We start from the raw sequence: 21,082 nt of genomic DNA on the forward strand, positions 1-21,082 counted from the left end.
CGCTGCAGGATGCTGCGCAGCTGCCAGTCAGTCCGCTCATCAAGCTGGTGCTTGACGTTCCCAGGGAGGGTAGTGCACTCAATGGCGTGCCGGGTTCCATCCCGGCAAGTGGGGTTGCCGCCCCGGACTATCTATCCCGCTCCAGCAATGGGCCGAGGAACTTGCCGGTATGTGACTGGGGCGCCTCGGCCACCTGTTCCGGGGTGCCGGTGGCGATGATCTGGCCCCCGCCGGAGCCCCCTTCAGGGCCGATATCAACAATCCAGTCCGCAGTCTTGATGACATCCAGATTGTGCTCGATCACCACCAGGGTGTTGCCGTGGTCGCGCAGGCGGTGCAGCACGTCCAGCAGCTGCTGGATGTCGGCAAAGTGCAGGCCGGTGGTCGGCTCGTCGAGGATGTACAGGGTCTTGCCGGTATCGCGCTTGGACAGCTCCCGCGCCAGCTTCACCCGCTGGGCTTCGCCGCCGGACAGGGTGGTGGCGGACTGGCCCAGACGCACATAGGACAGGCCCACGTCGATCAGCGTCTGCAGCTTGCGCGCCAGCGCCGGTACCGCATCGAAGAACTCCCGCGCCTCCTCGATGGTCATCTCCAGCACTTCGTGGATGTTCTTGCCCTTGTACTTGATTTCCAGCGTCTCGCGGTTGTAGCGCTTGCTCTTGCACACGTCGCAGGGCACGTAGATATCCGGCAGAAAGTGCATTTCCACCTTGATCAGACCGTCGCCCTGACAGGCCTCGCAGCGCCCACCCTTGACGTTGAAGGAGAAACGCCCGGCCTTGTAGCCCCGGGAGCGGGCCTCCTGAGTGCCGGCGAACAGGTCGCGGATCGGGGTGAACAGACCGGTGTAGGTAGCCGGGTTGGAGCGCGGGGTGCGGCCGATCGGGCTCTGGTCGATGTCCACCACCTTGTCCAGGTGCTGCAGGCCATCGAAGCTGTCGTAGGGCGCGGCATCCAGGGTGGTCGCACCGTTCAGCGCGGTGGCGGTGATCGGGAACAGGGTATTGTTGATCAGGGTCGATTTGCCCGAGCCGGAGACCCCGGTGACACAGGTGAACAGGCCCACCGGAATCTCCAGATCAACCTTCTTCAGGTTGTTGCCGCAGGCGCCCTTGAGTCGCAGCCACTTGTCCTTGCTCGGCGGGATGCGCTTGCCCGGTACCGGGATCTTCTTCGCCCCGGACAGGTACTGGCCGGTCAGCGAGTTCGGGTCGGCCATGACCTGCTCGGGGGTGCCGTGGGAGACGATCCGGCCGCCATGGACGCCGGCACCGGGGCCTATGTCCACCACATAATCGGCCAGGCGGATGGCGTCCTCGTCATGCTCGACCACGATCACGGTGTTGCCCAGATCCCGCAGGTGGATCAGGGTGCTGAGCAGACGCTCGTTGTCGCGCTGGTGCAGGCCGATGGAGGGCTCGTCGAGGATATACATGACCCCGACCAGACCGGCGCCGATCTGGCTGGCCAGGCGGATGCGCTGGGCCTCGCCGCCGGACAGGGTATCGGCGCTGCGATCCAGCGCCAGGTAATCGAGGCCGACATTGACCAGGAACTGCAGGCGGGCGCGGATTTCCTTGAGAATCTTCTCGGCGATCTCGCCGCGGCTGCCGGGCAGGGTCAGCTGGGCAAAGTATTCGGCCGCCGCGCCGACCGGCAGGGTGGTCAGGCCCGGCAGGTTGCGGTCGTCGATGAACACGTGCCGCGCCTCGCGGCGCAGGCGGGTGCCGCTGCAGTCCGGGCAGGGCTGGGTGCTGAGGTACTTGGCCAGCTCCTCGCGCACGCTCTGGGACTCGGTCTCCCGGTAGCGGCGCTCCAGGTTGGGCACTATGCCCTCGAAGGGGTGTTCGCGCTTGACGATATCGCCCCGGTCGTTCAGGTAGCGGAAGGGCACCTTCTCGCTGCCGGTACCCTGCAGAATCAGCTTGCGGTGCTTTTCGCTGATGTCGTCGAAGGGCTGATCCAGATCGATGCCGTAGTGCTCGGCCAGCGAGCTGAGCATCTGGAAGTAGTAGACGTTGCGCCGATCCCAGCCGCGGATGGCCCCTTCGGCCAGGGTCAGTTCACCATTGACCAGGCGGCGGGCATCGAAGAACTGCTTGACGCCCAGACCATCGCAGCCGCTGCAGGCGCCGGCCGGGTTGTTGAAGGAGAACAGCCGCGGCTCCAGCTCGCTGATCGAGTGGCCGCACTGGGGGCAGGCAAAGCGGGAGCTGAAGGTGATTTCCTCCAGTTCCTCGCCGTCCATGGGAGCGATGATGGCGATGCCATCGGCCAGGTGCAGGGCGGTCTCGAAGGACTCGGCCAGACGCAGCTGCAGGTCCTCGCGGACCTTGAAGCGGTCTACCACCACCTCGATGGTGTGCTTGCGGTTCTTTTCCAGCGCCGGCGCTTCGTCCAGCTCGTGGATGCGGCCGTCGATGCGGGCACGGACAAAGCCCTGGGCGCGCAGCTCGTCGAGCAGTGCCAGGTGCTCGCCCTTGCGCTCGCGCATCACCGGTGCCAGCAGCATCAGCTTGCTGCCCTCGGGCAGCGCCAGCACCTGGTCGACCATCTGGCTGACGGTCTGTGCCGCCAGGGGCAGGTCATGATCCGGGCAGCGCGGCTCCCCGGCGCGGGCAAACAGCAGGCGCAGGTAATCGTAGATCTCGGTGATGGTGCCGACGGTGGAGCGGGGGTTGTGCGAGGTGGACTTCTGCTCGATGGAGATGGCCGGTGACAGGCCCTCGATGTGATCCACATCGGGTTTTTCCATCATCGACAGGAACTGCCGCGCGTAGGCCGAGAGGGACTCCACGTAGCGGCGCTGCCCCTCGGCGTACAGGGTATCGAAGGCCAGCGAGGACTTGCCGGAGCCCGACAACCCGGTGATCACGATGAGCTTGTCGCGGGGCAGTTCCAGATCAATGTTCTTCAGGTTGTGGGTACGCGCCCCACGAATCGAGATTGTATCCAAGGTACACCACCCGGTAGACAGCAAAGCCCGATAGTATACGTGTTCGGCGCCAATCCCCGCAAAAAAACGGACAAAAAACAGCCAGCGAACCGCTGCCAGACATGCGGCCGCGGGCGGGCCTGCGGCACGGGCGCACGGGTTCGGTGTTGCCCGAGCAGCCGTGCTAAAATGCCGCCCTTTGTCACTACCCGGAGTTTCCATGTACCAGCCCGATAGCATGTCATCCGAGGAGCGCCGCGCCGCCGCCTCGCTGGCCAGCGTGTTCGCCTTCCGCATGCTCGGGCTGTTCATGGTGCTGCCGGTGCTGGCCACCTACGGTCAGGACCTCGCAGGCGCCACCCCGTTACTGATCGGCATGGCCATCGGTGCCTACGGCCTGACCCAGGCCTTTCTGCAGATACCCTTCGGCATGCTGTCCGATCGCATTGGGCGCAAGCCGGTGATCATAGGTGGCCTGATCCTGTTCGCCCTCGGCGGGCTGGTGGCGGGGCAGGCCGACAGCATGCTGGGTGTGCTGGCCGGGCGCATTCTGCAGGGCGCCGGTGCCATTGCCGCTGCCATCATGGCCCTGGTCGCCGACCTGACCCGCGACCAGCATCGTACCAAGGCCATGGCGATGATCGGCATGAGCATCGGTCTGTCGTTTGCCGTGGCCATGGTGGTCGGCCCGCTGATCGCCGGTGCCGCCGGCCTGGCCGGGGTGTTCTACAGCACCTCCCTGCTGGCGCTGGTGGGCATCGCGCTGGTGGCGCTGGTGGTACCCAGCCCGCAGCAGGCGCAGCATCATCGCGACGCCGGAGTAGCCAGAGGCGCTTTTCTGCCTGCCCTGCGCAATGCGGATCTGCTGCGCCTGAATTACGGCATCGCGGTACTCCATGCGCTGCTGATGGCCTGTTTCGTGGCCCTGCCGCTGGCCCTGCAGGAGCACGCCGGCCTGCCGCGGGAGCAGCACTGGTGGGTCTATCTTGCCGGCCTGCTGCTGTCCTTCATTGGCATGGTACCGCTGATCATCTACGCCGAGCGGCGCCGGCGGATGAAGCGGGTGGTGCTGGGCGCCATCCTGCTGCTGGCGCTGACCCAGCTGCTCATGTGGCTGAGCATGAACTCGCTGGCGGCACTGGTGGTGGCGGTGGTGCTGTTCTTCACCGCCTTCAACGTACTGGAGGCCACCCTGCCGTCGATGCTGAGCAAGATCGCTCCGGCCGGCAGCAAGGGCACGGCGATGGGCATCTATTCCACCAGCCAGTTTGCCGGTGCCGCCCTGGGCGGCGTGCTGGGCGGCGCCGTCTACGGCAGTTTCGGTCTCGGCGGGGTGTTCGTCTGTTGTGCGCTGCTGGCCATTTCCTGGCTGGCGATTGGTGCTACCATGGACGAGCCTCCGTACGTGACGAGCTATCGTCTGGCAGTGGACCCTACACTGGTCAGGGATGAAGCATTGCTTCGCAGAGTACTGGATGTACCGGGAGTGGCTGAGGCAATCATCGTGGCTGAGGAAGCAGCCGCTTATATAAAAGTCGATACACAGGTGCTGGATCGCGAGCAACTGGACCGGGTACTGCATCCGGTCTGACATATACCAGACACCCGAGGAGAGTGAGCATGGCCAGAGGCGTAAACAAGGTAATCCTGATCGGTAACGTGGGCGGCGACCCGGAAGTGCGCTACATGCCCAACGGCAACGCCGTCGCCAACGTGACGCTGGCAACCAGCGACAGCTGGAAGGACAAGCAGACCGGTCAGCAGCAGGAACGTACCGAGTGGCACCGCGTGGTGTTCTTCGGTCGCCTGGCGGAGATCGTCGGTGAATACGTGCGCAAGGGCTCCAAGCTCTACGTCGAGGGCCGACTGCAGACCCGCGAGTGGGAGAAGGACGGCGTCAAGCGTTACACCACCGAAGTGGTGGTCGACATCAATGGCCAGATGCAGCTGCTCGACAGCCGTGGCCAGGGTGGCGGCGACAACATGGGCCAGCGCCCGCAGCAATCGCGCCCGGCCGCGCCGCAGCAACAGCAGCAGTACGCCCAGCAGCCGGCACCGGCCCAGCAGCCGCAGCAGGTGCCGGATTACGACAGCTTTGATGATGACATTCCGTTCTGAAATAGCGCTGTCTGCCAGGCCCGGGATATCGCACCATGCGGTCCCCGGGCTTTTTTTCGCCCAGAATCTGTGGAGCAGGCATGTCGGAAATCTATTTTGTGCGCCATGGTCAGGCGTCCTTCGGCTCAAGCAATTACGACCAGCTGTCCGAGCTGGGGCATGAGCAGGCGCGCCTGCTGGGTGAATACTTTGCCGAGCGCGACACCCGGTTCGATCACATCATCACCGGGGACATGGTGCGTCATCGGGAGACGGCCGAAGGCATCTGCGTCGGCATGGGCCTGGCGGAACAGCAGTTCCAGGTGTACCCGGAGCTCAACGAGTTCGATTTCCACTCGGTGCTGCGCGCCTATACCACCCAGTTCCCCGAACATGCCCTGCCGGAGAAGCCGGTGGCAGCCGACTTCTTCCGTCGTCTGAAGAAGGGCATATTGCTGTGGTCGACCGGCGAGCTGCAGGGTGATCTGCCCGAGACCTGGGCCAGCTTCGAACAACGTCTGAAAACCTTCTGTGACACCGTCATGCAGAACCATGTCGGGCAGCGTCTGCTGGTGGTCAGTTCCGGCGGCGCCATTGCCATGGTGGTGCGCCAGCTGCTGCAGGCACCGGAGTCGGTGATGGTCGAACTCAACCTGCAGACCCGCAACACGGCCATCACCCATTGCCGCTTCAACAGCCGAGCCATGCGCCTGAGCAGCTTCAACAATGTCCCCCATCTGGATCGGCCGGATCGCCAGTCCCTGATCACCTATACCTGAGACCGCAGAAACCCGGGTGACGGATCGCGCTGGACATTGCACAATGCACTATCTCAATGGCATGGGCGGGTCTATCTGAATGCGAATGCGGGTTTTGGTGCTGGGGGCGGAGAACTCGATGGGGCAGGCATTGCTGTCTCAGGCGGCGGCCGAGTTCATCCGGCTGGAGGCGGTGGAGCGTCCGGAGCAGGGCTGGCAGCCGGACATGGCCGACCAGTTGCTCAATGGCGCCAAGCCCGACCTGATACTCAACCTGGCGTTCTATCGCGAGCAGTTCCAGCTGGGCCTGCAGGACGCGCAGACTCTGGAGGCGCAGCGGGCCTTCGAAGAACGGCTGATCGAGGGCTGTGCAGCCAGGCAGACACCCTTGATGATGCTTTCCAGCGCCCGGGTGTTCGACGGGCGCAAGTCGTCGGCCTATACCGAAAAGGATGAGGAGTCCCCCGCCGGCGCCCTCGGGCAGTTGCAGCTGGATCTGGAGCGGCTGCTGCGTGATCGCTGCCCCCAGCATGTGATACTGCGTTTCAGCTGGCTGCTTGATGCCTGCCCGGACGGCCCCCTGGGTCAGCTGGTCGATCAGCTCAAGTCTACCAGGCTGATCACCCTGGCCGAGGAGTGGCGGGGCAACCCCACGCCGGTCGCCGACGCCGCACGGGTGATTCTGTCGGTGCTCAAGCAGATCGACTGCGCGGCCCCGTTGTGGGGTACCTATCACTATGGCAGCAGTGAAGCGACCACCTGGATCGGCTTTGTCCAGTATGTGATGCAGGAGCTGATCGGCAGCGGCCAGCTGCAGGCCGACGTCGCCATCGAACCGGCGCCCTTCGAAACCCTGTCAGCCCTGGGTGGTCGGCCGCGCAATGCCGCGCTGCTGGCGCGCCAGCTGATGATGGTGTTCGGCATCAAGCAGCGCAGCTGGCGCGCGCAGATGCCCGAATTGCTGGAGCAGCTCGGACGCTGAGGCAACCCGGAACCCACAAACGACAACGGCCGCAGAAGCGGCCGTTGTCATTGCAGGGCAGGGGATCAGAACTTGTAGCCCAGACCCACCATGTACACCCAGGGATCGACGTCGACGTCGACCTTGACCGGGGCGCCGCCCAGGCTGGTCTTGCCGGTGGTTTCGATATCGATATAACGAACCTGGGCGTTGATCATCCAGTTGTCGTTGAGCATGTAGTCAGCGCCGACCTGTGCTGCCAGACCCCAGGAGTTTTCCAGGCTGAAGCCGTCAAAGCCGGCACCCTTGGCGGCGCTGCTCAGCTCTTCATCGAAGAACCAGGTGAAGTTCACACCGGCACCCACGTAGGGCTGGAAGGCAGAGCCGTTATCCAGCGGGTAGTACACCAGGCTGACAGTCGGCGGCAGGTGCTTGATGCTGCCCAGCTTGTCGATGACACCGGTCACGCCGACGTCGTGGCTGAACGGGGTGGCAGCCAGCAGCTCGACACCGACCTTGTCGGTCAGCATGTAGGCAAAGTTCAGACCCAGCTGGGTGTCGCTGTCCAGAGTGGCGCCGGTACCGGGCAGCGCTGCGCCAGCCAGTTCTACTGCGCCACTGTCCTCACGCGGATCAACAGTGACCGCGCCGGCGCGGACAATGATGTCACCGGCCTGGTGGGCCTGGGCGATGGAAGCCGCCAGCAGAGCGGGAACAAGCAGCAGGCCGGCGGAGAGTCTGGATACAGTGCGTGACATAGGTGTTGGCTCCTGAAGTTTTGATGGAGCCACTTTACGAAGCCGGGTCGGAGCAAATATTGATCTGAAGCAATTGTTCGGCCGGAAGGGCTTGCGACGGAATGTCGCGGTTGAATTGTGATGGGATGCAGATGATAATGGTTCTCTTTTGTGGCGGGGTGCCTTATTCCGCCGGAGCTGGAGATAGCGGATGAGATTGGTTCGGATAATCCTGATGGCGGGGCTGTTACCGGGACTGGCCCTGGCGCAGAGTGCGGGGGAGCAGGCGCTGGCCGAGGGTGAGGCGCTGATGACGGAGGCGCAACGCTCGCAACAGCGTATCGATCAGCTGGACGATGCAACACGGGATGCGCTGAACCGCTATCGCAACGCCATCCAGCAAAAGGACCAGCTGGCCGACTACAACAAGCAGCTGGCCGGCATGGTCGAATCCCAGCGCCGGGAGCTGGCGGAGCTGCAGGCGCAGCTGGCGACCATCGAGGAAACCCAGGCCGAGGTCATGCCACTGTTGCAGCGCATGCTCAGCTCGCTCGAGCAGTTCATCGAGCTGGACGTGCCCTTCCTGCTGGATGAGCGCACCGACCGCCTGGAGCAGCTCAAGGCCCTGATGATCCGCCCGGAAGTCACAGTGGCGGAAAAATACCGCCGGGTACTGGAGGCGTATCAGATCGAGAGTGATTACGGTCGTACCCTGGAAGCCTGGCGCGGCAGCCTGGAGGTTGACGGCAGCGAGCGCGTGGTCGAGTTCTTGCGGCTGGGCCGGCTGATGCTGTTCTACCAGACCCTGGACGGCCACACCCAGGGCTACTGGGACAATGCCTCCCGCCAATGGCAGCCATTGCCCGCCAGTTACAATCGCACCCTGCAGCAGGGCCTCAATATTGCCCGCCAGCAGCAGACCCCGGCGCTGCTGCGTCTGCCCTTACCCCCGGCCAGTGAACAGGGAGCTGCACAATGAGACATTTCTGGATTGCCCTGACCCTGGTACTGGCCAGCCCCATTGCCCTGGCCCAACCCGCCTCTCTGGACCAGCTGCTGCAGGATATCCGCCAGCTGCGCAGCAGCGAGCAGGCCGCCATGCGCGAGCGCGAAGCCGAGTTCCTGCGTGAGCGCGACCGCCAGCAGCAGCTGATGCAACAGGCCGAGCAGGAGCTGGCGCCGATCAAGGCCGAGGCCGACCGGCTCAAGGCCGAATTTGACCGTCTGGAACAGGCCCTGGCCGACACCGAGGCGCAGATGAAGCAGCGCAGCGGTTACCTCGGCGAGCTGTTCGGCGTGGTCCGCCAGATGGCCTCCGACACTCGCAGTCAGTGGCAGGATTCCCTGTTCAACATCCAGTTTCCCGATCGCCTGGCGCAGCTCGATCGGCTGGCCTCATCTACCCGCATTCCCACCGTGGAGAGCCTGGAGCAGTTCTGGTTCATGCTGCAGGAAGACATGACCGCCAGCGGCAAGATCAGCAGGATCAATGCGCCCGTGGTCGCCCGCGACGGCCAGCAACAGCAGATGCCGGTACTGCTGGTCGGCCCCTTCGTGGCCATCGCCGATGACCAGTACCTGGGTTACCGCAGCGAGGTGGAGGTGCTGCAGGTGCTCAACCGGCAGCCGGGCTCGCGGGATCTGATCAGGGATTTTGCCGCGCCGCGCAGCGAGCTGGCGGATCTGCTGGTGGACCCGACCCGGGGCACCGTGCTGGCGCAGATGCAGCAGACCCCGTCCTTCATGGACCGCGTGCACCAGGGCGGCCTGGTCGGCTACGTGATTCTGGCCCTCGGCGCCCTGGGCGTGCTGCTGGCGCTGGCCAAGCTGGCCTGGCTGTTCCGTGTCTCCCGGCAGATCGATCAGCAGGCCAACGACCTGGGCAACCTGCGTGACGACAACCCGCTGGGCCGCATTCTCGGTGTGATCGGCGATCAGCCCAGGCTGGAGGATCTGGAGACCCTGGAGCTGAAGCTGGACGAGGCCATCCTACGGGAAACCCCGGTGCTGGATCGCGGCAACTCGCTGATCAAGCTGTTCGCCGCCGTTGCCCCGCTGCTCGGCCTGCTGGGTACCGTCACCGGCATGATCGTCACCTTCCAGGCTATCACCCTGTTCGGTACCAGTGATCCGAAGCTGATGGCCGGTGGCATTTCCCAGGCCCTGGTGACCACGGTCCAGGGTCTGGTAGTGGCCATTCCGCTGCTGTTCCTGCATGCCACCCTGGCCGCGCGCAGCAAGGCCCTGACCCAGGTGCTGGAACAGCAGAGCGCCGGGCTCATCGCCCTGCATCTGGACCCCGGAGCCAAACGTGGTGAGTGAAGCCTTCTGGTTGCTGCGGGACTTCCTCGACAGCGGCGGCTGGGTGCTGTGGACCATTCTCGGGTTCACCATAGTGCTCTGGACGCTGATGGTCGAGCGCCTGTGGTATCTGTGGCGGATCTTCCCCCAGCGTGCAGCGGGGCTGGAGCGTCACTGGCTGCGCCGCAGCGATCGCAGCAGCGTCGCTTCGCGCTACGTCCGCCAGGCCTGGCTGTCAGTCGCCCGACAGCGCCTGGAGCGCTTCATGCCGTTGATCCGGGTGCTGATCGCCCTGTGTCCGCTGCTCGGCCTGCTGGGTACGGTCAGCGGCATGATCCAGGTATTCGATGTGCTGTCGGTCAGCGGCACCGGCAACCCCCGGGCCATGGCCGGCGGGGTGTCACGGGCCACGGTACCGACCATGGCCGGGATGGTGATCGCCATCAGCGGTCTGTTTTGTCTGGCCCGCCTCGATGCCCAGTCTCGGCTTGCCATGCAGCGGTTATCCGACCGCCTGCGTCACGAATAGGAAACTCTCGACATGCGCATGCGCAGACATTCCGCGGCCAGCGACGAAGAGGCCGGCATCGACCTGACACCCATGCTCGACGTGGTGTTCATCATGCTGATCTTCTTCATCGTCACCAGCACTTTCATCAAGACCACCGGCATCGAGGTCAACACCCCGAGCGCGGACAGTGCCGAGCAGCAGCCCAAGGGCAACATCCTGATTGCGGTGGACCCCAACGGCGAGATCTGGATCGATCGCCAGCAGGTGGATATCCGCGGCGTGCGCGCGGCGGTGGAGCGGCTGCGGGTGGACCAGCCCGACAGCAGCGTGGTGGTGCAGGCCGATCAGGACGCCCGCAGCGGCGTGGTGATCCGGGTCATGGATCAGGTGCGCATGGCCGGGGTTACCGACGTGGCCCTGGCAGCCACCGCGGGAGACATCTGATGCGGCTGCTGGTCAGCTTTGCCGGTGGACTGCTGGTGGCGCTGGCGCTGTTCGCCCTGATGATCGCGCTGGTCATGCCGCCGCGGGACAACCGCGAACCGACCAGCGAGCTGGCGCGGATCAGTTTCGTGCGCAGCGTCTCCGATACCCAGAGCGATGCCCGCCAGCGGCAGCCACGCGAGGCGCCGGAGCGCCCGCAACCGCCCGAGGTGCCGCAGCCGCCGTCCGTGCAGCAGCCCCGGGTCGACAGCAGCATGCAGCTGAATATCGCGGTGCCCAACCTGCCGACACCGGGTATCAACATTGCGGTAACGCCCTCGCTCAGTGGGCTGACCGCCGCCGAGGCGCCTGCGGTGGTGGCGCCCGCCGCGCCGCCTGAAGCCGCAGCGGCACCGGCGGCAGAGCCCTCCACCGCCGAGGAGGTAACGCCGCTGGTGGATATTCCGCCGAACTATCCCCAGCGGGCGCTGGCCGCAGGCATCGAGGGTGAGGTCACCCTGGCCTTCACCATCACCGCCGATGGCCGGGTGGAGAACCTGCGGGTTACCCACGCCGAGCCCCGCGGAGTGTTCGAGCGCGAGGCGCGCCGCGCCGCTGCCCGCTGGCGGTTTGCCCCGCGTCGGGAGAACGGTCAGCCGGTGGCCCGTGAAGCCACCAAGACCCTGTATTTCCGTCTGGAGGGAAGGTAGCCATGGCCGCTGTCCGACATTGTCGCAACGTCCTGCTGGGGCTCGCTCTGCTGCTGGCACCGGCACTGGGTATGGCTCAGCAGGCGATCAGTCCGGTGGTCTTCACTGCGCTGAACAGCGCCCAGCAGGCACAGCAGAAGGGTGATCTGGCCCAGGCCCGCCGCCTGCTCGACTCCGCGCTGGAACAGGCCCCGGCCGGGAGCCTGGAGCTGGCGCTGATTCAGCAGCGTCTGGGCTATGTGGCCATCAGTGCCGGGCAGTACGAGGCAGCCATCGGCTGGCTGCGCAAGGCCCTGGCCCATGATCGACTGGAGCCGGAGGCGGCGCGCCAGGACAGGCTCAATCTGGCCCAGCTGCTGGCCTCCCGGGAGGAGTTTGCCGAGGCCGCCCGGCTGCTCGAGCAGGAGCGCCGGCAGGCTGGCCTGAACCTGGAGCAGACCCAGTTGCTGGTGCAGTGCTACAGCCGGCTGCGGGAGTATCGTCGGGCCATCCCGCTGGCCGAGGAGGTGGTGCGCGCCAATGCCGCCGCCGATGACGTCTGGTATCAGCTGCTGGTGGGCATGAGTTACGAGCAGGGCGACCATGGCCGCGCTGCCCAGTGGCAGAAGGTGCTGCTCAAGCGCGACCCGGCCCGGGCCGAACACTGGCGGCAACTGGCCGCCCTGCAGAGTCAGGCGGGGGAGCAGCGGGCCGCTGCGGCTACCCTGCGTCTGGCCCATGAGGCCGGAGTCGGGCTGGGGGCTCGGGATCTGGACAACCTGGTGGCGCTGCAGGTCAATGCCGGGGCGCCCTGGCAGGCTGCACGTCTGCTGGAGGAGCTGATGGCACAGCAGCTACTGCCCCGGGATGCCGCCCATCAGGAGCGTCTGGCGCAACTCTGGACCCTGGCCCGGGACCGCCAGCGGGCCCGGGAAGCCTGGGCGGCGTTGGCCAACGGCAGCAACCGGGCCGACCACTGGCTGCGTGTGGCCGGCTTCCAGCTGGAGGACGGGCAGTGGCAAGAGTTGCTGGGTACCCTCAAGCGGGCCCAGTCCGGCGCCAGCGCGCAGCAGCGACAGCTGATCCGCCAATGGGAAGGCTATGCCCAGTCTGCGCTGGACAACAGCTGATCAGTACAGATAGGGCTCCACGCTGGCTGCGCTGATCCGGTAGCCGGCGGTGGCCATCTCGCTTTCCACCTGCTCCACCCGCACCTCCCCGGAAATCCAGAACGGCTGGTACAGCGCATCCAGCGGGATGCCGCTGGTGCTGCGTACGTGCACTATCTGGTTAGAGGGCGGCGGCGGCACATGGATGCAGGCGCCGAACCAGGGCACCAGCAGGAACTCCTCGACCTCCATGGCCTCGGTGATGCCCAGCGGCACTATGTAACCGGGCAGGCGGATGTGGCGGCCATCGAGTTCCGCCACTACCGGCGCCGCCGGCTCGAGCTGGACCGCCGGGTCACCCAGCAGCTCCTCGTCGAACTCGCCCAGCGCACTCAGGTCGTGAACCGGTTCGGGCATCAATGGCCGGTCTCGCAGCTCCGGAGGAAGAAGTTCGGCCCAGCCGATTTCCATGGGCATACCGGCCAGCGCGCTGCCGCTCAGCAGCAGTATCCCCGCGATCAGGTATAACGCCGGTTTCATGCTGTCTCCTTCAGGTGCGGATCGACAGGCCGTCGATCAGGGATTGCCGATAGGCGCGCCAGGCCGGCACGCTGCCCATCAGCACTGCCGCCAGCAGTATGCCGCCCAGCAGAGACCATTCCCAGGGCCCGGGCGCGGTGATCGGGATGAACAGCCCGTAGTGCGAGAGTATCAGTGGCTGGGCCAGCCACAGTGTCAGGTACATCAGGCCGACCCCGAGCAGGGCTCCGGCCAGCGCCAGGCCGAAGGCCTCGAGCAGCAGCAGGCTGAAGATATGCCGTGGGCGTGCGCCGACCGAGCGCAGTATGGCCATCTCCCGGCGCCGTTCGTTGAGGCTGGAGAGAATGGCGGTGAGCATGCCCACCAGACCGGTCAGGACGACGAACACGGAGACGATGAACAGGGCCTTTTCCGCCACGCCGAGCAGGCTCCACAGCTCTTGCAGGGCAACCCCCGGCAGCACCGCCATCAGCGGCTCATCGGGGAAGCGGTTGATATCACGCTGCACGGCGAAGGTTGCCACCCGGCTGTCCAGTCCAAGCAGTGCGGCGGTGATGCTCGACGGGGTCAGCGCCATGTCGCGGGCCTGTTCGGCGCTGATCCGGGCTGCTCCCCGGGCCGGCATGCCCTGACGCCAGTCGACGTGCAGCGCTTCCAGCCCCTGCAGGCTGACATGGATGGTGCGGTCCACCGGGGTACCGGTCTTCTCGAGAATGCCGCTGACGCGGAAGGGCTTGTCTGCGTGCTCGACGAAACTCACCGAGCCGGTGCCATGGGCCAGCACCAGTTCGCTGCCCAGCACATAGCCCTGCTCACGGGCGACATCGGCACCCAGCACCGCATCATAGAGATCGCCAAAGGCCTTGCCTTCGGCGAAAGCCAGTGCACGGTCGCGCCCGTGGCGGTAATGCAGGAAGTAGTCGGCGCTGGTGCCCATGACCTTGTAGCCACGGTGCGAGTCCCCCAGGGAGATGGGCAGCGCCCAGGCCACCCGGGGATGGTCGGCGATCCGCTGGAAACTGTCCCAGCGCATGTTGGCGCTGGGGTGGCCGATGCGAAATACCGAATACAGCAGCAGCTGCACCGAGCCGGTGCGCGGCCCGACAATCAGGTCGGTGCCGGATATGGTGCCGGCAAAGCTGGCGCGGGCTTCGGTGCGGATCTTCTCCACACCCAGCAGCAGGGTGACGCTCAGGGCGATGGCCAGCACCGTCAACAGGGCCGAGAAGCGGCGGTTGAGCAGGCTGCGCAGGGCCAGACGCAACAGATACATCAGTCCAGTCCTCCGTCGGGGGTGACGCGATTGAGTTCACTCAGCGACAGGCTGCGGTCGAACAGACGCTCCAGCGCACCGTCATGGCTGACGAACAGCAGGCTGCTGCCCGCCGCCTGGCACTCCACAAACAGCAGATTCAGGAAGGCTTCCCGGGCGTCGGCGTCCAGTGCCGAGGTCGGCTCGTCGGCGATCACCAGCTCCGGGCTGCCGATCAGCGCCCGGGCGGCGGCCACCCGCTGCTGCTGACCTATGGACAGCTCGGTTACCGCGCGGCGCAGCAGTTCCGGCCGATCCAGCCCCAGGTGCGTGAGCAGGTGCCGGGCGGCGGCCTCGACGCCGCCGTGGCGCTGGATGGCGCGCCGGCGGCGCATTGCCGAGAAGCGACACGGCAGGCTGATGTTCTCCAGCACCGAGAGGTAGGGCAGCAGGTTGAACATCTGGAAGATGTAGCCGCTGTGGTCGGCCCGGAAGCGATCCCGGCGGGAGCCGGACAGGCTCGCCAGATCCTGACCCAGCAGCTGGATGCGCCCGCTCGCGGGCAACTGCACGCCACCCAGCAGGCCGAGCAGGGTGGTCTTGCCGCTGCCGGAGGGGCCCTTGAGAAAGACCCGTTCGCCGGCAGCCAGGGTGAAGTGTTCGATATCCAGCAGCGGTGACTGGCCGGGCCAGGCGAACACCAGGTTTTCCAGCTGGATCACGGGTAAGGACATGGACTTCCTCGGGTGATTCACAGATCGACCAGATTGCGTTTTGCGGTCAGCTCGGCGCCAGTCTGGCCTTTGGGGGTGATCGCCTGCAACACCAGTCGCTGGCTATCGGGAAACAGGTCGAACACAAGTATTTCCAGTTGTTGCAGCCGGGACATTGCCGCGCAGCGGAATTGGTAGCGGGCACTGATATCCGCATGTTCCTCATGCTGCTCATGTGCGGTGGTGCTGTCGGCAGAGGCAAACTGGCTGCTGTGCAGCTCGCTTGCCTGCAGCTCGCAACGGGCGGGCGCAGGCAGGCGGAACAGCCGTTCGGGTTGCTGCAGGGTTTCTTGCAGGGCAGCGAGAGCCGCGTGCTGCTCCGCGGTGCGGGGAGCGTGCTCGAAGCCCAGCAGATCGGCCGCCGGAACCTGCAGCTCGAGATGCAGCTGGTCCTGCTCGATCACCAGATGCAGCTGCCCGACACCATGCTGGTGGGCGGGGGCATTGTGGTGATGATGGACGTGGGCCTGCAGGGGCTGGCTGATCAAAGCCAGCAGTGCGGCGCCGGTCAAGGCAGGATGGAGCATGGGTTACCTCGGTAAACAGGCTAAAAATGTTATCTTATAACAGTTTTGGGTTCGGTGTGTTATCCATCTTGGATCGAGCAAATGTGTCGCTGCGACATGGATCGTCGCAGGGATGGGCTAGGATCGCCTGATGCTACTTTCTGAGGTTTATGACAGAGTCGCATACTGGCTTTCATCATTGGACTATGAGACGAGGGAACGTGAATGCTGAAACGGGGGAAGGTCAGCAGGGTGGATCCGCCACCCCTCCCTGTGTTTTTTCCGGCCAAGACATTTCTCCAGCCGGATGGGAGGACGCGACTGGGCCGCTCGGTCTTCAATCATTGTCAGATAGTGGGTGAAGTGGCCCGGGAGCTGGTGCGGCGTCAGCCCGCAGGTTTTCGAGATAGTCTGTTTCCCGATGGGGCACACTTTGCTGCCGCAGCGCACGACATAGGCAAGATCAGCCCGACCTTCGTGGAAAAGTTGCGTCGAGCCTGTGACCCTGCGTTGTGCACACTTCAGCCTCTCCCCGTCAACCCGCAGCTGGAAAGTACCTGGGGTGGGCATGCCGGGGTCAGCCAGTTGACCGCCAGAGCGCTGGCCGCTCCCGAGTTTGTCCCCGAAATTCTTGGTCAGCATCATGGCTTTTCTCCTTCTCTGGGCGGATTTCGAGCTGATGATGAGCAATTCGGAGGTGTAGCCTGGCAGGCTGAACGCATCCGATTGGTTGACTCTCTCAAGCAGGCCTTGCAAGGCGACTGGCCGCAGGTACGGGGCCTGGCTCAGGCGCGGGTGGTCGCCGGGCTTACTTCGGTAGCAGACTGGATTGGCTCAGGGCAGAACTTTGAAGACCCAGATATTCCTTGGCAGCAAAGTATTTCTAAAGCCCTGGATGACGCAGGGTTTGTGCCGCCGAGTTATCGCAAGGACCTTGAGTTTGTAGATGTCTTCGGCTGGCCTCCCCGGGAGGCGCAGGCTGCACTGATCAGTCAGGTGCAAGGCCCGGGTGTGTATGTTCTGGAAGCCCCTATGGGGCTTGGAAAAACCGAAGCGGCGCTCTTTGCCGCTTACCACATGTTATCCGCTGGCCAGGCTAGTGGTATCTATTTCGCACTGCCGACGCAGCTCACCTCCAACAAGATCTTCGAGCGCTTCAACTCGTTTCTTGAGCAGATACTGAGCGAAGACTGCGCCCACAGGTCCCTTTTGCTGCACTCCAACGCCTGGCAGGTCACTGATATGGGGGAGGAGGGCAGGCCGGGCGGCTCCTGGTTCAATCAGTCCAAACGTGGTCTGCTGGCGCCTTTTGCCGTAGGCACCATCGACCAGGCGTTGATGGCAGCAATGAACGTCAAGCACGGCTTCGTACGTGCCTTTGGTCTGGCCGGAAAAGTGGTCATTCTGGATGAGGTGCATACCTACGATGCTTACACCGGCACTCTGCTGGACGCTCTGGTTGAACTGCTTCGGTCATTGCACTGTACGGTCATCATCCTCAGCGCAACGCTGAATCAGGAGCGACGCCGTGAACTGGTCAAGGATGATCTGAAGGAAGCTGGATATCCGTTGATTACTGCCTGCCGGAATGGCTGGCCGGTAACAGAGGTGGCGTTGCCTGCGGGTAGCAGTGACCCCGTCGATCTGAAACTGATCGAGAATGATCTTGTCGCCATCGAGGAGGCTCTGGCCCGCGCCGAACAGGGTCAGCAAGTGCTCTGGATTGAAAACACAGTAGCCGAGGCGCAGCAGCGCTATCTGGATCTGGCCGCACGGGCCTCTGAGCTGGGAGTGGCCTGTGGCCTACTGCATTCACGCTTTACCGTCGATGATCGGCAGGCCATTGAGGATCACTGGGTAAACCAGTTTGGCAAGCCGGGATGGGAGCTGCGTGGTCGGCAGGGCCGGATCCTGGTGGGAACTCAAGTGCTTGAACAGTCGCTGGATATTGATGCGGACTTCATGGTCAGCCGTTTTGCTCCCAGTGACATGCTGTTGCAACGAATGGGGCGGCTTTGGCGGCATGCAGGTACTCCCAGAGCCGAAGGCGCAAGCAGAGAGTGCTGGGTATTGGCGCCAGAATTGGACACTGCCATTCAACAGCCCATGTCGGCGTTTGGCAGCAGTGCACACGTCTACAGTCCTTACGTACTGTGCCGCAGTCTGGAGGTCTGGAATGGGCTGGCTGGGCTGCGCCTGCCCGATGATATACGGCCACTGATCGAAGCTACCTATGCTTCCCGAGATGAGGTCGAGCCGATGAGCCGCTGGTTGCGGGATCTGGAGCAGGGTACGTCACGGCGCAAGGGGCGCAATGGCTTGCGGCAACTGGCCCGGGTTACCTTGGCTGAAGCCGGTAATACCCTGCCGGAAAGCAAGGCGCAAACCCGATACAGTGAGACGGACAGTCACGAAGTGCTGCTGCTCAAACGTATTGGGCGGAGTCGGGACGGTCGAATCACGACTCTGACGTTGCTGGACGGCAGCCAGTTGGAGTTGCCAGTGCAACGCACAGGCCTAGACCGATGGCAGTGGCGTTCACTCAGTGCAACTCTCATGCGTCAGATAGTGACAGTGCATCCACAACATGCGCCGCAGGTTCTGCCACAGGCGATGTTGGAGAAGTTCGGCTTTCAGCATTGTTTTTATCTTGGTAATCCTGCCCAGGATGAAGCTGTGCTGCGGGTGGCGTTGGTCGATGAAACCGGCCGTCTTCAGGGGGTGGAACAGGCACCCCTGGGCGAGCAGACACTCGAATACAGGAGCGACCTGGGATACAGGGTCATCAAGGACTAGGACTGTAAATATGGAAAACCGCTTCAATCTGGTGGATGAGCCCTGGATTCCAGTGGCTGATCATGGACTGGCAAGCCTGCGCGATATCTTCAGCAACTCACACTACCGCAGTCTCGGTGGGAACCCGATACAGAAGATCGCTTTGCTCAAACTCCTGCTGGCCATTGCTCAGGCTGCTGCCACGCCGGAAACAGAGGCCGACTGGCGGTCCATGGGAGCGCGGGGGCTGGCTGATCGTTGTTTATCGTACTTGGATAAGTGGCACGAGCGTTTTTATCTGTACGGTGAAAAGCCGTTTCTGCAGATGCCAGCGATCCGCGAGGCCAGGGTCCAGTCTTTTGGGGCTGTATTGCCGGAAGTAGCAACAGGTAATACCACGGTGCTCAGTCAGACTCAGGTAGAGCGAGGGCTGAGTGAGGCCCAGCAAGCATTGCTACTGCTATCGCTCATGGCATTCGCATTATCAGGTAAGAAAACGGACAACAGTGTGGTGCTGTCCCCCGGATACACCGGTAAGCGCAACGATAAAGGCAAGCCCTCTACTGGAAAACCCGGCCCATCGGTAGGGCATATGGGATTTCTGCACAGCTTTATGGAGGGTGAGTACCTGCAGCAGAGTATCTGGCTGAACCTGTTCACCCATATGCAAATCCGTCAGATGGGAATTTATCCAGCTGGGCTGGGAGTCGCGCCTTGGGAGCTCATGCCGTCAGGTGAAGATTGTCCCAACGCCCGTCGGTTGCGGGACTCCATGATGGGGCGGCGGATACCGATGTGTCGCTTTTGCCTGCTCACGGAAAATGGGTTGCATTACTCCGAGGGGATAGCCCACTCCGGATACAAGGATGGCATGGTCGATCCGAGCATGGCGGTCAACTATGCGGGTAAGGATCCCAAGGCCTTGTGGGTTGACCCGGGAAAACGGCCTTGGCGGGAGCTGACAGCGCTGCTGAGTTTTATGGATCAGGCTGGCACTCAGGGATTTCAGAGCTGGCAGGTGCGCAGCGGGCTGGATCGAGCCAGAGATGTGGTTGAGATCTTTGGAATCTGGTCCGGTGGTTTACGAGTGAGTAGTAATGCAGGGGAACAGTATGTGTCGGGCAGCGATGATTTTGTCGAATCATCTATTTGGCTGCACGCCGAGCTTCTTGGACAGAGCTGGTTTTCGCAACTGAAAGTCGAAATGGATGCGCTGGACACCCTCGCCAGAAACCTCTATGGCCGCGTGCTTGCCTTTTTCAAAGAGCAGACGGTTGATGGCAGCAAGCTCGCGGCCCAATCCACCCAGCTTTTCTGGCAACTATGTGAGCGCGACTTCCAGTCGCTGGTGGACAGTTGCGACAGTGGCGAACAAGCACTCCGAAAACGTCAGCAACTGCGCCGGCGCTTCTCTGGCTATGTGCATCAGGCCTTCGATCAGGTGTGCCCGAGAGAGACAGCGCGGCAACTGGACGCCTGGGCCAAGTGTCGCCCGAACAACAGCAATTATCTGAAGCAGGAGGCAGGATGATGAGCACAGAGGGGCGGGGAACAACCACACTCAGTCGGGACGAGCGCTTTGTTGAAGCGATTCTGCAACGCTGCGCGGAAAACAAGGGGCTGGCTGCGCGTTTGCGACGCGCCGACAACCCGGCCACGGAATACCAGAGTTGGGATGTGCTGGGCTCTCTGGGAATTGATCTGGAGCGCGACTATCAACGCCTTCCCTTCGTCACTGTGGCAGCCGCCATAGCGAAGTCAAAAGCAGAAGCCAATGGCAAACTGGCACTCGGTCGCGCCATCGCCAGTTGCTATGAAGAGGGGCGAGAGAGCAGCCAGGCCAAGGCCCGGCTGCGCCGCTTGCTGGCCTGTGACGAGTTGGGGGAGGTATGCCGGGTACTGCGCCCGATCTTGACCCTGATAGACAGCAAGGTCGGGCAACCTCTGGACTTTGTCCGGCTGCTCCGCCAATTACGCAACTTTCCATTCCACGCCCAGTCGATCAAGGCACAGTGGGCCCAGGAATTCTATGGACAACCAGCAGAGCCGATAGCGGGAGGCGAGACATGAGTCTGATCGCCAGCGTGTTGCATCTTGATCGCCGCGCGGTAAAGGCGCTGCGAATTACCGACCCGTATTCCCTTCACCGGGTGATCTACAGCTTATACCCGGATGTACGATCCGAAGCTGAGAAAAAACAAAGTCAGGCCAGCGGTATTCTGTACGCCGACCAAGGCGGAGATCATCGAGGGCGGAAGATTCTGATGTTGGCTGATCGACAGCCCGCGAGCAGGGTGGAAAACCAATACGGCGAAGTGCGCTGCAAGCCCTTGCCTCCAGGCTTTCTGGAACATTCAGATTATCGATTCAAAGTCATCGTCAACCCAACTCGCCGTGACAGCGTCTCGCGCAAGCTCATTGCCGTACGTGGGCGCGAATCCATCCGCGAGTGGTTTATAGAGCGTTCCGCCAACAGCTGGGGCTTTACCCTGGACCAGTCGACGTTGCAGGTGGATCGCGTAGAAGTGTTGCAATTCAAAGACAAGCATCAGCAGTTGGTCACTATTGGCCAGGCACATATTCACGGGCTGCTGCACGTCAGTGACCCAACGCAGTTCAAGGCGAGCTTTTCTCAGGGTATCGGGCGTGCCCGGGCCTATGGGTGTGGCTTGCTGCAAATCGTCCCCGTTATCGACAGCCCCTTTGCCTGAA

The 21,082-nt window shown here is 63.4% G+C and carries 20 protein-coding genes; 14 read left to right on the forward strand and 6 right to left on the reverse strand.

Annotated features, from left to right (window positions below):
• Positions 1-127: 127 nt before the first annotated feature.
• Positions 128-2,959, reverse strand: coding sequence for an excinuclease ABC subunit UvrA (uvrA, locus tag VF673_RS13060; RefSeq protein ID WP_273125706.1), 2,832 nt, complete (start codon positions 2,957-2,959; stop codon positions 128-130).
• Between the two features lie 199 nt (positions 2,960-3,158).
• Here uvrA and VF673_RS13065 point away from each other — a divergent pair, with 199 nt between their 5' ends.
• The 4 genes from VF673_RS13065 (at position 3,159) to VF673_RS13080 (ending at position 6,775) form a co-directional block, all read left to right on the forward strand.
• The gene (locus VF673_RS13065; RefSeq protein ID WP_320330295.1) at positions 3,159-4,529 is read left to right on the forward strand and encodes an MFS transporter; all 1,371 of its coding nucleotides are present in this window, start codon (positions 3,159-3,161) and stop codon (positions 4,527-4,529) included.
• A gap of 29 nt (positions 4,530-4,558) precedes the next feature.
• The gene (gene ssb, locus VF673_RS13070) at positions 4,559-5,056 is read left to right on the forward strand and encodes a single-stranded DNA-binding protein (protein WP_440292282.1); all 498 of its coding nucleotides are present in this window, start codon (positions 4,559-4,561) and stop codon (positions 5,054-5,056) included.
• Between the two features lie 80 nt (positions 5,057-5,136).
• Positions 5,137-5,814, forward strand: a complete 678-nt coding sequence (locus VF673_RS13075; protein ID WP_440292283.1) for a histidine phosphatase family protein — start codon at positions 5,137-5,139, stop codon at positions 5,812-5,814.
• Positions 5,815-5,899: 85 nt separating this feature from the next.
• On the forward strand, positions 5,900-6,775 hold the full coding sequence (locus VF673_RS13080) for a sugar nucleotide-binding protein (RefSeq protein WP_440292317.1): 876 nt from the start codon (positions 5,900-5,902) through the stop codon (positions 6,773-6,775).
• 65 nt (positions 6,776-6,840) lie between these two features.
• Here VF673_RS13080 and VF673_RS13085 read toward each other — a convergent pair whose 3' ends face one another.
• On the reverse strand, positions 6,841-7,512 hold the full coding sequence (locus VF673_RS13085) for an OmpW/AlkL family protein (RefSeq protein ID WP_440292284.1): 672 nt from the start codon (positions 7,510-7,512) through the stop codon (positions 6,841-6,843).
• Positions 7,513-7,702: 190 nt separating this feature from the next.
• Between VF673_RS13085 and VF673_RS13090 the strand changes: the two genes are divergently transcribed.
• Genes VF673_RS13090 through VF673_RS13115 form a run of 6 tightly spaced genes read left to right on the forward strand, consistent with a single transcriptional unit; the run spans position 7,703 to position 12,545 of the window.
• Positions 7,703-8,470, forward strand: a complete 768-nt coding sequence (locus tag VF673_RS13090; RefSeq protein WP_440292285.1) for a DUF3450 domain-containing protein — start codon at positions 7,703-7,705, stop codon at positions 8,468-8,470.
• Positions 8,467-9,813, forward strand: coding sequence for a MotA/TolQ/ExbB proton channel family protein (locus tag VF673_RS13095; RefSeq protein WP_440292286.1), 1,347 nt, complete (start codon positions 8,467-8,469; stop codon positions 9,811-9,813). The genes VF673_RS13090 and VF673_RS13095 overlap by 4 nt, the downstream gene beginning before the upstream one ends.
• Positions 9,806-10,321, forward strand: a complete 516-nt coding sequence (locus VF673_RS13100) for a MotA/TolQ/ExbB proton channel family protein (protein WP_235818657.1) — start codon at positions 9,806-9,808, stop codon at positions 10,319-10,321. Before VF673_RS13095 ends, VF673_RS13100 begins: the two co-directional genes overlap by 8 nt.
• A gap of 12 nt (positions 10,322-10,333) precedes the next feature.
• Positions 10,334-10,747 carry an ExbD/TolR family protein gene (locus VF673_RS13105; RefSeq protein ID WP_090540677.1) on the forward strand — a complete coding sequence of 138 codons (414 nt, stop codon included), beginning with the start codon at positions 10,334-10,336 and terminating at the stop codon, positions 10,745-10,747.
• Positions 10,747-11,436: an energy transducer TonB gene (locus VF673_RS13110; RefSeq protein WP_090540675.1), complete on the forward strand. Its 690-nt coding sequence runs from the start codon at positions 10,747-10,749 to the stop codon at positions 11,434-11,436. The genes VF673_RS13105 and VF673_RS13110 overlap by 1 nt, the downstream gene beginning before the upstream one ends.
• Positions 11,437-11,438: 2 nt before the next feature.
• A complete protein-coding gene (locus VF673_RS13115) occupies positions 11,439-12,545 on the forward strand; it encodes a hypothetical protein (RefSeq protein ID WP_090540673.1) in 1,107 nt (368 codons plus the stop codon).
• On the opposite strand, the gene VF673_RS13120 is transcribed toward VF673_RS13115, so the two are convergent.
• The 4 genes from VF673_RS13120 to VF673_RS13135 are packed head-to-tail and all read right to left on the reverse strand — an operon-like array spanning position 12,546 to position 15,616.
• Positions 12,546-13,064, reverse strand: coding sequence for a DUF3299 domain-containing protein (locus tag VF673_RS13120; protein WP_090540671.1), 519 nt, complete (start codon positions 13,062-13,064; stop codon positions 12,546-12,548).
• A 10-nt stretch (positions 13,065-13,074) separates the two neighbouring features.
• Positions 13,075-14,337 (reverse strand): ABC transporter permease, encoded by a 1,263-nt coding sequence (locus VF673_RS13125; protein ID WP_440292287.1) that lies wholly within the window; start codon positions 14,335-14,337, stop codon positions 13,075-13,077.
• Positions 14,337-15,050 (reverse strand): ATP-binding cassette domain-containing protein, encoded by a 714-nt coding sequence (locus VF673_RS13130; RefSeq protein WP_440292288.1) that lies wholly within the window; start codon positions 15,048-15,050, stop codon positions 14,337-14,339. Before VF673_RS13130 ends, VF673_RS13125 begins: the two co-directional genes overlap by 1 nt.
• Before the next feature lie 17 nt (positions 15,051-15,067).
• Entirely contained in the window at positions 15,068-15,616 is a 549-nt protein-coding gene (locus VF673_RS13135; protein WP_440292289.1) for a DUF2796 domain-containing protein, read from the reverse strand.
• Positions 15,617-15,820: 204 nt separating this feature from the next.
• Here VF673_RS13135 and cas3 point away from each other — a divergent pair, with 204 nt between their 5' ends.
• The 4 genes from cas3 to cas6e are packed head-to-tail and all read left to right on the forward strand — an operon-like array spanning position 15,821 to position 21,081.
• Positions 15,821-18,391 carry a CRISPR-associated helicase Cas3' gene (cas3, locus tag VF673_RS13140; protein WP_440292290.1) on the forward strand — a complete coding sequence of 857 codons (2,571 nt, stop codon included), beginning with the start codon at positions 15,821-15,823 and terminating at the stop codon, positions 18,389-18,391.
• Between the two features lie 10 nt (positions 18,392-18,401).
• Entirely contained in the window at positions 18,402-19,901 is a 1,500-nt protein-coding gene (casA, locus tag VF673_RS13145) for a type I-E CRISPR-associated protein Cse1/CasA (protein WP_440292291.1), read from the forward strand.
• Entirely contained in the window at positions 19,901-20,440 is a 540-nt protein-coding gene (gene casB / locus VF673_RS13150) for a type I-E CRISPR-associated protein Cse2/CasB (RefSeq protein WP_440292292.1), read from the forward strand. Before casA ends, casB begins: the two co-directional genes overlap by 1 nt.
• Entirely contained in the window at positions 20,437-21,081 is a 645-nt protein-coding gene (gene cas6e, locus VF673_RS13155; protein WP_440292293.1) for a type I-E CRISPR-associated protein Cas6/Cse3/CasE, read from the forward strand. Before casB ends, cas6e begins: the two co-directional genes overlap by 4 nt.
• Position 21,082 lies beyond the last annotated feature (1 nt).

Origin of the sequence: Halopseudomonas sp. Lyrl_26 (assembly GCF_051948695.1) — a bacterium.
GTDB lineage: Bacteria > Pseudomonadota > Gammaproteobacteria > Pseudomonadales > Pseudomonadaceae > Halopseudomonas > Halopseudomonas formosensis.

Excerpts from the sequence above, each read along its gene's own strand:
- VF673_RS13090 (WP_440292285.1), top strand. The coding sequence starts at position 7,703 with ATGAGATTGGTTCGGATAATCCTGATGGCGGGGCTGTTACCGGGACTG.
- VF673_RS13130 (WP_440292288.1), bottom strand. The coding sequence starts at position 15,050 with ATGTCCTTACCCGTGATCCAGCTGGAAAACCTGGTGTTCGCCTGGCCC.
- VF673_RS13105 (WP_090540677.1), top strand. The coding sequence starts at position 10,334 with ATGCGCATGCGCAGACATTCCGCGGCCAGCGACGAAGAGGCCGGCATC.
- cas6e (WP_440292293.1), top strand. The coding sequence starts at position 20,437 with ATGAGTCTGATCGCCAGCGTGTTGCATCTTGATCGCCGCGCGGTAAAG.
- casA (WP_440292291.1), top strand. The coding sequence starts at position 18,402 with ATGGAAAACCGCTTCAATCTGGTGGATGAGCCCTGGATTCCAGTGGCT.
- VF673_RS13125 (WP_440292287.1), bottom strand. The coding sequence starts at position 14,337 with ATGTATCTGTTGCGTCTGGCCCTGCGCAGCCTGCTCAACCGCCGCTTC.
- VF673_RS13120 (WP_090540671.1), bottom strand. The coding sequence starts at position 13,064 with ATGAAACCGGCGTTATACCTGATCGCGGGGATACTGCTGCTGAGCGGC.
- VF673_RS13135 (WP_440292289.1), bottom strand. The coding sequence starts at position 15,616 with ATGCTCCATCCTGCCTTGACCGGCGCCGCACTGCTGGCTTTGATCAGC.
- VF673_RS13095 (WP_440292286.1), top strand. The coding sequence starts at position 8,467 with ATGAGACATTTCTGGATTGCCCTGACCCTGGTACTGGCCAGCCCCATT.
- cas3 (WP_440292290.1), top strand. The coding sequence starts at position 15,821 with ATGCTGAAACGGGGGAAGGTCAGCAGGGTGGATCCGCCACCCCTCCCT.
- casB (WP_440292292.1), top strand. The coding sequence starts at position 19,901 with ATGAGCACAGAGGGGCGGGGAACAACCACACTCAGTCGGGACGAGCGC.
- VF673_RS13085 (WP_440292284.1), bottom strand. The coding sequence starts at position 7,512 with ATGTCACGCACTGTATCCAGACTCTCCGCCGGCCTGCTGCTTGTTCCC.
- VF673_RS13115 (WP_090540673.1), top strand. The coding sequence starts at position 11,439 with ATGGCCGCTGTCCGACATTGTCGCAACGTCCTGCTGGGGCTCGCTCTG.
- VF673_RS13110 (WP_090540675.1), top strand. The coding sequence starts at position 10,747 with ATGCGGCTGCTGGTCAGCTTTGCCGGTGGACTGCTGGTGGCGCTGGCG.
- VF673_RS13080 (WP_440292317.1), top strand. The coding sequence starts at position 5,900 with ATGCGGGTTTTGGTGCTGGGGGCGGAGAACTCGATGGGGCAGGCATTG.
- VF673_RS13075 (WP_440292283.1), top strand. The coding sequence starts at position 5,137 with ATGTCGGAAATCTATTTTGTGCGCCATGGTCAGGCGTCCTTCGGCTCA.
- VF673_RS13065 (WP_320330295.1), top strand. The coding sequence starts at position 3,159 with ATGTACCAGCCCGATAGCATGTCATCCGAGGAGCGCCGCGCCGCCGCC.
- ssb (WP_440292282.1), top strand. The coding sequence starts at position 4,559 with ATGGCCAGAGGCGTAAACAAGGTAATCCTGATCGGTAACGTGGGCGGC.